The following is an 11,298-nucleotide window of genomic DNA, read 5'->3' as shown; positions in this document are numbered from 1 at the left end:
GTGGACGCGGTGGGTGGGGGCGCGGTGGTGACGCTCGCGGAGCGGGTCGCTCGCCGGGTGGCTCAGTCAGGCACCCTGGCGACCAGGATGGCCACGTCGTCGCGCAGGTTGCCGCCGGCGAAGCGCTCCGCCGCGGTGAGCACCCGGTCGGCGATGCCCTGCGCGGTCAGCCCGGCGCAGTCGCCGACGGCGGCCAGCAGGCGGTCCTCGCCGAGCAGGTCCCGCCCGTCGCGGGCCTCGATCACGCCGTCGGTGTAGAGCACCAGGGACTCACCGGGACGCAGCGTGATCTCCACGCCGGGGAAGGAGACCTCGTCGTCGTCGAGGACGCCGAGCAGGGTTCCGGGGCGCCCGACCAGCGAAGCCCGTCCGTCGGCGTGCAGCACCACCGGCTGCGGGTGCCCGGCGAGGAACAGGCGCAGCCCGATCCCGGACTCCCCTGGGCCGGTGACGGACGCCGCCGCAAGGGTGCAGAAGCGGCCCTGACCGTGCGGATGGGAGGCGGCGGCCTCGCGCAGCGTCCGGTTGAGCTCCAGCAGCACCTCGCCGAGATCGGTGCCGCGGCCGGTGAGCAGCCGCAGCACCGCGCGGGCGACGCCGGTCACGGTCGCCGCCTCCGCGCCCTTGCCGCAGACGTCGCCGATCGCGATCGTCCAGCCGAGCGGGCCCCACAGCAGGTCGAAGAAGTCGCCGCCGACGTCCAGCCCCGCCGACTGCGCGGCGCCGTATGCGGAGCCGAGGTCCAGGCCCTCGATGCGCGGCAGGTCCGGCGGGCGCAGCCCGGCCTGCAGAGTGCCGGCGAGCTCGACCTGGCGGCTGTAGAGGCGGGCGTTGTCGATGGCGAACGACGCCCGCCGGGCGAGGTCGGCGAGCAGGTCGATCTCGTCGGCGGCGAAGGCGTTGCCGTCCGGGCGCCCGAGGGCGAGCACGCCGAGCAGGCGGCGGCGCGCCTTGAGCACCATCACCAGCGCAGGGCCGCCGAGCGCGGTCAGCGAGCGAACCCGGTCCCCGCTCGCGCCCCGCACGGCCGCCATCAGCGCCCCGGACGGGTCCGCGGCGGCGACCTCGAGCGCCCCGGCCATGTTCTCCTCGGCGTGCGTGGCCGACCACAGCGCCGGATCGGCGTTCTCCCGGTGCAGGTAGACGGCGCACCACTGGGCCAGGCGCGGTACCGGCAGGCGGGCGAGCAGCGCCAGCGAGTGGCCGAGCTCCAGGCTGCCGGCGAGCAGGTCGGACGCCTCGGCGAGGAAGGACAGCATGCCGATGCGGCGTTCCTCGGCCCGGCGCATGTCCCCGCCGCCGAGCGCGAGCGCCATCCAGCGGGTGGCCAGCCGGACCCGTTCGACGTCGGGCGGGGCGAGGCCGACACCGGGCACCGGCCACAGCAGCAGCTCGCCGAGGCTCTCCTGGGTGGGATCGAGCGGGAAGGCCATCGCGTCGGCGTCCTCGCCGACGACGCCCAGCGTGGCCACGGACTCGATCCGCCCGCCGTCGCGACCCGGGCGGCGTACGAGCGCGGCGGTGACGGCGAGCGCGTCGACGAGCTGGGCCAGCAGCTCGCCGACCTCGCCCTCGGCCGTCAGCGCCCGGGCGCTGTCGCGCGCGATCAGCCGCGGCGGCCGCGCCTGGACGGGCACGCGGGCGACCTCATGGCCTTGGGCGACACGGTCGCCATCGCCCCGGGCGGCCCGGTCGCCGGAGACGGCGCTGTCGTCCGAGCCGGTCTCGTCCCAGGCGAGGTCGGCACCCTCGCCGGTGATCTCCGGGGAGCCGAGGCGGAACCACACGGTCTTGCCGCCGCGATGATGCTCGGTGCCCCAGCTGGTCGCCAGCGCGTCCACGAGGGCGAGGCCGCGGCCGTCCTCGCGCAGCCCGTCCGTGCCGAAGTCGGCCTCCTCGGTGAACGCCGACGCCGGCCGGGGGACGTCGACCTTCACCCGCGCCATCCCGATCCGGACCGGATGACGGTCGGCCACACCCACCCGCACCCCGTGGCCCTCTCTGCGCACGTCGACGGTGGCATGGGTGCCCGCGTGCACCACGACGTTGGTGACAAGCTCGGTGACCAGCAGGAGCGCGGAGTCGAGCAGGTCGTCGTCGAGCCGGCCGCGTAGCGCCTCCAGCACGAACCGTCGGGCTGAACGGGGGGAGTCGGGGGTGGGCGGCAGCGTGATGGCGTGCGCCCGGATCCCCGGACCCCCTCCTGCGCCAGTCATGTCGCTCAGTCTCTCCTGCGTTGTCCATCGTGAGGCGGATACTGGCGGCTGGTGTCACCTGTCCACCGACGCCCGCCACGCCGGTGCCCCGAGGCGACCGCCCCTGGCCCGGGCAGTTCCACCCGGCCCGTCGTCCGAGACGATCGTGCCGACCGAGCTCAGCTAGGAGACCGATGAGTGCCACTGACGACCAGCAGTCCCCGGCCCGCCGCGATCCCGCTCCGCCCGGCCGTGACGCTACCGCGACCATCGTCTCTCATGCACCGGGCGAGGCAGATACCCCCCGTGGCTCGGACCTCGCGCGCGCGACGCTGACGTCGTCCGCCTCGTCGCCGACGTCGTCGGACGAGCTGATCGCCGATCTACTGTACGGGCTGACCAAGCTGTGCGAAGGCGACTTCTCGACCCGGATGTCGAGCCGGATCTCCGCCCGCGACGGGGTCGCCGGCGAGGTGGTGCGCCGCTTCGACGAGCTGGCCGCCTCCCAGGAGCGCCATGCCCGCGAGCTCGCCAGGGTGAGCAAGGTCATTCGCCGGGACGGGCGGCTGACCCTGCGGATGGAGGAGATGGGCACCCCGGGCGGCTGGTCGGACATGACCCAGGCGGTCAACTCGCTCATCGACGACCTGGCCCGCCCGACGCACGAGGTCGCCCGGGTCATCGCGGCGGTCGCTGAGGGTGACCTGTCGCAGCACATGGCGCTGGAGATCGCCGGCCAGCCGGTGCGCGGGGAGTTCCTGCGCATCGGCACGACCGTGAACACGATGGTCGACCAGCTCTCGTCGTTCGCCGACGAGGTGACCCGGGTGGCCCGCGAGGTGGGCACCGAGGGCAACCTGGGCGGGCAGGCCAAGGTCAAGGGCGTCTCCGGGGTCTGGCGGGACCTCACCGAGTCCGTGAACTCGATGGCGGGCAACCTGACCAGCCAGGTCCGTAACATCGCCCAGGTCACCACCGCGGTGGCGCAGGGCGACCTGAGCCAGAAGATCACCGTCGACGCGCGCGGTGAGATCCACGAGCTGAAGTCGACCGTGAACACGATGGTGGACCAGCTCTCCGCGTTCGCCGACGAGGTCACCCGAATGGCGAAGGAGGTCGGCACCGAGGGCAAGCTCGGCGGTCAGGCGCAGGTCAAGGGGGTGTCCGGGGTCTGGCGGGACCTGACGGACTCCGTCAACGTCATGGCCGGGAATCTGACCACCCAGGTGCGCAGCATCGCCGAGGTGGCGGCGGCGGTGGCTCGCGGCGACCTGACCAGGCAGATCACCGTCGACGCCCGCGGCGAGGTGGCGGGCCTCGCGCACACCCTGAACACGATGGTCGACCAGCTCTCGTCGTTCGCGGACGAGGTCACCCGGGTGGCCTGGGAGGTCGGCACCGAGGGCAACCTCGGCGGCCAGGCGCATGTGCGCGGGGTCTCGGGTGTGTGGCGGGACCTGACCGAGTCGGTGAACTCGATGGCGGGCAACCTGACCAGCCAGGTCCGCAACATCGCCCTGGTGGCCACCGCGGTCGCCCGGGGTGACCTCTCGCAGAAGATCACGGTGACCGCCCAGGGCGAGATCCTGGAGCTCAAGGACACCCTGAACACGATGGTCGACCAGCTCTCGTCGTTCGCCGACGAGGTCACCCGCGTGGCTCGCGAGGTCGGCACCGAGGGGGCGCTCGGCGGCCAGGCGCATGTGCGCGGGGTCTCGGGTGTGTGGCGGGACCTGACCGAGTCGGTGAACTCGATGGCGGGCAACCTGACCAGCCAGGTCCGCAACATCGCCCTGGTGACGACGGCGGTGGCCCGCGGCGACCTGTCGCAGAAGATCACCGTTCCGGCGCAGGGAGAGATCGCCGAGCTGAAGGACACCGTCAACACGATGGTGGACCAGCTCTCCTCGTTCGCCGCCGAGATCACCCGGGTCGGCTGGGAGGTGGGCGTCGAGGGCAAGCTCGGCGGTCAGGCGACGGTCGCCGGGGTGGCCGGCACCTGGAAGGACCTCACCGACAACGTCAACCAGCTCGCCTCCACGCTGACCATCCAGCTGCGCGCGATCGGCGACGTGTCCACCGCCGTCACCCGCGGTGACCTGACCCGGTCGATCACGGTCGAGGCCGAGGGTGAGGTCGCCGAGCTCAAGGACAACATCAACCAGATGATCGCCCGGCTGCGGGAGACCACCGAGGTCAACGCGCAGCAGGACTGGCTCAAGTCGAACCTGGCCCGCATCGGCAGCAAGATGCAGGGCCAGCGTGACCTGTACGCGGTCTGCCAGATGATCATCAGCGAGATGACACCGGCGGTGAACGCCCAGCAGGGCACGGTCTACCTGCTCGACTTCATCGAGGGCGACAAGCTGCGCTACGTCGCCGGCTACGGCTCGGTGCCGCGGCGGCGCTCGGACGGCACGTTCCTGTTCGGCGAGGGCCTGATCGGGCAGGCGGCGCTGGAGCGCAACCGGATCCGGGTCGAGCACGTGCCCGCCGGCTACCTCAACATCCGCAGCGGCCTCGGTGAGGCACCGCCGTGCGATCTCGTCGTCGTGCCGGTCGTGTTCGAGAACCAGGTCCTCGGTGTGATCGAGCTGGCGTCGTTCACGCCGTTCTCGGAGCTGCACCTGATCCTCGTCGACCAGCTCGTCGACACCATCGGCGTCGTGCTCAACACGATCATGGCGAACGCCCGCACCGAGGAGCTGCTCGCCCAGTCCCAGCGGCTCACCCAGGAGCTGCGCTCGCAGTCGGTGGAGCTGCAGCGCACGAACAACGAGCTGGAGGAGAAGGCGCAGCTGCTGGAGGACAAGAACCGCGAGATCGAGCTGGCCCGGATCGGCCTGGAGGAGAAGGCCGAGCAGCTCGCGCTGTCCTCGCAGTACAAGACGGAGTTCCTGGCGAACATGAGCCACGAGCTGCGTACGCCGCTGAACAGCCTGCTCATCCTGGCGAAGCTGCTCGCCGACAACCCGGACCGCAACCTGTCCCAGAAGCAGATCGACTTCGCCGAGACGATCCACTCCGCCGGCACCGAGCTGCTCGGGCTGATCAACGACATCCTGGATCTGTCCAAGGTCGAGGCCGGCAAGATGGACGTGGACGCGACCGCCGTGCGCACCGGCGCGCTCTGTGACGCCGTCGCCACCGTCTTCGGCCCGATCGCGAACGAGAAGAGTCTGGCGTTCGAGGTCAGCCTCGCCCCCGATGTCCCGGCAGAGTTCGTCACTGACGAGCAGCGGTTGCAGCAGGTGCTCAAGAACCTGCTGTCGAACGCGGTGAAGTTCACCGACAGCGGCTCGGTCCGCCTCGACGTCACTCTCGCTCGGCCGGACCTGCCGCACCTGGCCAGCCACCTGCGCTCGGCCGGCACGGTGCTGTCGTTCGCGGTCAGTGACACCGGGATCGGCATCGCCGCGGAGAAGCTCCGCATGATCTTCGAGGCGTTCCAGCAGGCGGACGGCACGACCTCGCGACGCTACGGCGGCACCGGGCTCGGCCTGTCGATCAGCAAGGAGATCGCCCGGCTGCTCGGCGGCTCGATCGCGGTGTCCAGCGCCGTCGGTCGGGGCAGCACGTTCACCCTCTACCTGCCGACGGTCCCGCTCGCGCAGATGCCGGCGTTCGGCGTCACACCCGGCGAGCCCGACGACGTGCTGATGATCGTCGGCGCGCCGGACGGACCGCTGGGCCGCGGCGGCGAGGCGGGTGGTTCCGTGCCCGCCATCCCCGGCTCCGGCCCGGCGGGGGGCATGCTCGCCAGCTCGAACGGCGTCCACGGCCCGCGTCCCGGCGTCTCCGGCGACGCGCCCGCGGCGGGCCGGGGCGGCACAGGGGTGGCCGGCGATTCGGCGATCGGTGCCGCCCCGGGCGATGCCGCCGCGGCTGGCGTGAACGGGTCCGGTGCCGACGGCGCTGGTGATCGCGTGGGGGTGCCGGAGACCTTCATCTCGTCATCGCCGGGAGGCTCGTCGCCGACGGCCGGCGCGGCGTCGACCGTCGGCGCCCAGGGGTGGCGGCCGAGTGAGAACACGGTGGGCACGCCGTTCCTCACCGGCCCGGCCGACGCCGGCGGCCGGGCGCCGGCGGACAGCCCCGACGGGTCGGACCCGCTCGTCGGGACGACGGTCCTGGTCGTCGACGACGACGTCCGCAACGTCTTCGCGCTCACCAGCGCCCTCGAGATGTACGGAATGCGGGTGCTCTACGCCGACAACGGCCACGACGCGATCCGTACGCTGCAGCAGGACACCGGCCCGGTGCATCTCGTGCTGATGGACGTCATGCTTCCCGGCATGGACGGCAACGAGACGACGTCGATGATCCGGGACATGTCCGCGTTCGCCGAGCTGCCGATCCTGGTGCTGACCGCGAAGGCCATGCCGGGGGACCGGGACAAGAGCATCACGGCGGGTGCGTCGGACTACATCACCAAGCCTGTGGATCTCGACCACCTCCTCGGGGTGATGCGCTCGTATCTGTGTTGATCAGATCGCGTATGGTGCGCAAACGGGCGTGTATCGGTGGGCCGGTGAGCGGCCCCCAGATGCGATCAGCGATGGTGGTGGGGTGGCTACACCCACCACGGACCGGCAGGGCGACCGCGAAGGTCGGCAGGGCGACCGCGAAGGAGGAGGCAGGCGGGTGACCGAGCGGACGGGCGGTTTCGTCGACGGCGAAGGCGGGCCGACCACGGAACGGCCCCGCAGCAAGATCCTTCTGGTCGACGACCGCGCCGACAATCTCATGGCGCTGGAGGCGATTCTCGCCTCGCTGGACCAGGATCTCGTGACGGCGTCGTCCGGCGAGGAGGCCCTGAAACGCCTTCTCGTCGATGACTTCGCCGTGATCCTCCTCGACGTCCAGATGCCTGGAATGGACGGATTCGAGACGGCGCACCGGATCAAGCAGCGCGGGCGGACCCGGGACACCCCGATCATCTTTCTCACCGCCATCGACCGGGAACCCCATCACGCATTCCGCGGGTACGCCGTGGGCGCGGTCGACTACATCGCCAAGCCGTTCGATCCCTGGTTGCTGCGCGCCAAGGTGAGCGTGTTCGTCGAGCTGTTCGAGAAGAACGAGCGGCTGGCCGAGCTGGTCCGTCAGCGCGGGCGGGACTTCGACCTGATGACGGAGGTCGCCGAGCGGCTCATCGCGCTCGACGTCCTGCTCGAGGGCAGCGGCGACAGCACCACGGAGGAGACGCTCGCCGCGGCCGGCGCCGAGGTGCGCGGGCTGGTCGCCCGGCTTCAGCCCTTCGCCCGCTCCTCCAACACCTGACGGTCGGTCCTGCGGCCACGTCGCGTCGCGGCAGTGCGACGTGGTGTGACGTGGTGTGAGGCGGCAAGGCGCGGCGGGATTTCGGGTGGCGCCGGAGCGTGGCTGACCGTGGCGGGCGTGGCCGCCGGCCGGGGTGCTCCGGTGTGCGCTGGCGTGCTCCGGAGCGCGGGCCGGGGTACCCCGGCGGGGTGCCCGCGGTGGTCCGGTCGGGCCGGCCGGCGGTGGACGCCCGCCGGCCGCCGGCTCGAGGCGACGCGCCCGGCGATCCTCGCCCATCGTTGCGTCGGTCACATCACGCCGTCGCCGCTGGTGGCAACGGACCCGACCGAAGGTGCCGGTGTGTCCGTTGCTACTCACCTGTGGTCACCATTGCCCTGTCGGCCCGTGTCGAACCGGCTTGCCACCCGTACCGGATGGTCCACTTCGGACTGTCCTGGCGATCGCCGGCGAGGCTGAGCGCGGGCTGTGAACCGAATCGTTGCCGCCCGGTCTTCGGTCGGCGCCGATAGCATGGATTTGTCGACCAGATCCGCCGCCGTGCCCGCACGGCCGGTTTGTTGAGCCGTAGGAGGTTTCGGCGTATGGCGATTGCCCGGCGCACTCCCTATGGACTCACCGGGATTGCCCCCGCAACTATCGGTCCGTACACCGTTGAACGGAAGCTTGTCGACGCCGGGACCGGTCCGGTGTTTCTCGGGCGTAACAATCTTGCGCACCCGGTCCTCATCAAGACGATCACCGCGCCCTTCGGGCGGGACGCCGAGTTCCGCCGCCGGCTCCGGGACGATCTTGAGCGGCTGCGCGAGCTCGACCCGTTCTGCATCGCAGCGATCCTGGACGTGGACACCGACGCACAGCCCCCCTACGTGGCGGTCGAGTTCGTCAACGCGCCGACCCTGGCCGCCAGTGTCGAGGACGAGGGGCCGCTGTCCGCCGCCGACGCCGGGCGGCTCGCCCTCGGGCTCGCGGCCGCGCTCGCCGCGCTGCATGAGCACGGAATTGTCTTCGCCGATTTGAAGCCGACCAATGTGGTGCTTTCCGGACAGGGGCTCCGCCTGGTGGACTTCGGTCTCGCCCGGGTACTCAACGCCGTGTTAGCTGACAATTCAGGGTCATCGTCGCCGGGAATTGGGACACTTGCCTTCATCAGCCCCGAACAGGCTCTCGGTCAGGCGGTGACCACGGCGTCCGACATCTTTACCTGGGGCGGCGTGCTGCTGTTCGCGGTCACCGGTCAGCCGCCGTTCGGCGGCGGCACGCCCCGTGCGCTGCTCCAGCGCGCGGTCTACGCGGAACCCGATCTGTCCGCGCTTGAACCCGCCCTGCGTGAGCTGGTCGCGGCCACGATGCGTAAGGATCCGAAACGCCGCCCGGTCGCCGCGGAGCTGCTGGAACACCTCATCGAGGAGTTGCCCGACCCGGCTCCCGCCGCGCCGGGACCCACCCGCGGGTCGCGGCCCACGGCTGACCCCGCGGCCACCCGGGATCTCCTCCCCGTCCTGGCCACGATCAGCTCGCCCGCCGAGCCACCACCCGACGACGATCCGTCCGCGGACCCGCCTCCCGACGACCCGTCACCCTCCGCTTCCAACCCAGCAGACGCGGCTGATTCGCCCGAGAGGTCCGCGCTCGCCGAGGAGTCCGCTCCACCCGACACGTCGGCTCCCGCCGATCCCGCCGATCCCGCCGATCCCGCCGATCCCGCCGATCCCGCCGATCCCGCCGATCCCGCCGATCCCGCCGATCCCGCCGATCCCGCCGATCCCGCCGATCCCGCCGATCCCGCGGATCCCGCCGTGCGCGCCGACAGCGTCGATCCCGTCGCCAGCGCGGACGGCGGGGCGTCGCGCGTGGAATCCGAAGGCGGCTCGCGGGCCGATGGCAGCTCGGATCCCGAGGGCGGGGACGCGCAGGCGAAGGAGGAGCCCGAGCCGACCGCGGCATCGGCCGCGAGTGCCGCGTCGAGGAACGAGCACACGTCGACGCGCATTCCACCGCAGGGTGCCCCAGCCCCAGCCCCAGCCCCAGCCCCAGCCCCCGTTCACGTGCCCGTCCAGCGTCTGCTCGGGGAGACCCGCTCCGCGGTGGCGCGTGCCGCCTCGCGGGCCAGGTCGCCGGGTGTGGCCGGCGGTCGGGACCAGTCGCCGGCGCCTGCCGGGGCGGCGACCGCCCGCCCGCCCCGCCGGAGTTGGCTGTGGCGGGTGATGGCGCTGGGTGCCGTGTCCTCGGCGCTCGCCACGACCGGCGTCGTCACGGCCCTGGACGGCCTGCGGGACAGCGCGGACGCGTCGGTCTCCCGGGAGGCGGCCGGCTCGGCGATCCGGCTGCTGGACGACGAGCCGGAGCTCGCCAGACAGTTGGCCGTGGCCGCGTTTCGCATCTCGCCGACCTCGATGGCCGCGGGTGCCCTCGTCGAGGCGGGCGAACGCCGGATCACCGCGTCCGCCGGCTCCGTGCATAGCGTCGCGCTCAGCACCGACGGCCGCTACCTCGTGGCCGCCGGGGACACCGGCGCGTCGGTCTGGGACATCGCCGACCCCGCGGCCGCCCGGCGGGTGGCGGACCTTTCGGCGCAGACCCCACCGGTCGACCGCCGCCGGCTCGCCGCCGACGACGCGCGTGGACGCGCGACCGCCCCGCCGACGGACGACAGCCCGCATGCCACCGTTCCCGCGGAACTCGCCCGCCCCGCCGCCATCTCCCCGTCGGCGCGGACGGCACGCTCGGAGCTGCGGGCCGTCGTGGTCGTGCCGCGGGCGGCGGCCTCGGCCTCCTCGACGGCCGCGCCGGCGCCGGACACCGTCGTGACGGCGGGCGCCGACGGCGCGGTCCGGCTGTGGCGGCTGGACCCACCGCGGATCATCGCGGGCAGCGGTCTCGACCAGGTCCGGGCGGCACCCGTCCAGGTCGCGGCACTCGCCGCGGTGAGCGCGCACATCGGTGCGGTGACGGCACTCGCCGTCGGCGGGGACGGCCGGACACTCGCGTCGGCCGGCGCGGACGGTGCCGTCCGGCTCTGGGACGTCAGCGACCCGCGGGCGCCTCGGTCCCGCGCCGTGCTACGCGAGCCGTCGGCCGCGACGACCCTGGCATTCACCCCGGACGGACGCTCCCTCGTGCTGGGCGGCCCAGGCCGTCTGGCCGTCTGGGACGTGACCGACCCGGCCGCCCCCCGGCTGCGCGCCGAGCGGCTGGCGAGCCCCGATCCGGGCGCCGATCCGAGCACGGGCACCGAGCCGGTGGTCGTGGACGGCCTGTCCGTCAGCCCGGACGGGCGCTGGTTCGTGGCGACGAACACCTCGGGCGGGCAGGCCCGGGCCGAGGTGTACGGACTCGGCGATCCGCGCGGGCTGCGCCGGCTCGCCACGATCGACGGCGTCGGCGCCGAGAATCCCGTGCCGACACTGTCCGCGGACGGCCGGGTGCTCGCTCTCGGCGATCCCGTCGGGGAGCTGGCCTTCTGGGACATGACCCGGCCGGCCGGCCCGGTGCGCCGCGCGGCCGTCCCGGTCGGCACCGACATCGGCGCAGGGGTGTTCGGACCGGCCGGGCGCGCGGGCACCCTGGTGGTCAGCACTGGTGGCGTGGTCCGGCTGTGGCAGCTCGACCTGGGTGCCGCCCAGGACGAGGCCTGTGCCCGCGTCGGCGACCAGATCACCCGGACCCAGTGGCGCACCTATCTCGGCCACCGTCCCTACGAGCCACCCTGCGGCTGAGACACGACCGGACCTGCGAGCTCCGGGCCGCTCGGGTCCTCCGTCCGGTCTCACGGGCCCGCTGCCCGGGCCATCCTGATACCCGATCCCTGATAAGGGAATGC

Annotated in this window: 4 protein-coding genes; 3 read left to right on the top strand and 1 reads right to left on the bottom strand. The window is 72.7% G+C overall.

All coding sequences use genetic code 11. From position 1 onward, the window contains the following. Positions 1–62: 62 nt before the first annotated feature. Positions 63–2,216: a SpoIIE family protein phosphatase gene (locus AC6EXY_RS09600; protein ID WP_101833581.1), complete on the bottom strand. Its 2,154-nt coding sequence runs from the start codon at positions 2,214–2,216 to the stop codon at positions 63–65. Between the two features lie 173 nt (positions 2,217–2,389). On the opposite strand from AC6EXY_RS09600, the gene AC6EXY_RS09595 reads away from it, so the two are divergent. The 3 genes from AC6EXY_RS09595 (at position 2,390) to AC6EXY_RS09585 (ending at position 11,194) form a co-directional block, all read left to right on the top strand. Beyond that, positions 2,390–6,682: a hybrid sensor histidine kinase/response regulator gene (locus tag AC6EXY_RS09595; RefSeq protein WP_499817002.1), complete on the top strand. Its 4,293-nt coding sequence runs from the start codon at positions 2,390–2,392 to the stop codon at positions 6,680–6,682. A gap of 157 nt (positions 6,683–6,839) precedes the next feature. Further along, complete coding sequence (locus AC6EXY_RS09590; protein ID WP_101833583.1) at positions 6,840–7,478, top strand: response regulator; 639 nt, start codon at positions 6,840–6,842, stop codon at positions 7,476–7,478. Positions 7,479–8,059: 581 nt separating this feature from the next. Beyond that, the gene (locus tag AC6EXY_RS09585; protein ID WP_499842326.1) at positions 8,060–11,194 is read left to right on the top strand and encodes a WD40 repeat domain-containing serine/threonine protein kinase; all 3,135 of its coding nucleotides are present in this window, start codon (positions 8,060–8,062) and stop codon (positions 11,192–11,194) included. The last annotated feature ends 104 nt before the right edge of the window (positions 11,195–11,298 follow it).

The sequence above is a fragment of the Frankia sp. RB5 genome (assembly GCF_059816245.1).
The sequence above is the reverse complement of the archived record's forward strand: the minus strand, read 5'-3'. Positions and strand labels throughout refer to the sequence as shown.

Excerpts from the sequence above, each read along its gene's own strand:
- AC6EXY_RS09600 (WP_101833581.1), bottom strand. The coding sequence starts at position 2,216 with ATGACTGGCGCAGGAGGGGGTCCGGGGATCCGGGCGCACGCCATCACG.
- AC6EXY_RS09595 (WP_499817002.1), top strand. The coding sequence starts at position 2,390 with ATGAGTGCCACTGACGACCAGCAGTCCCCGGCCCGCCGCGATCCCGCT.
- AC6EXY_RS09585 (WP_499842326.1), top strand. The coding sequence starts at position 8,060 with ATGGCGATTGCCCGGCGCACTCCCTATGGACTCACCGGGATTGCCCCC.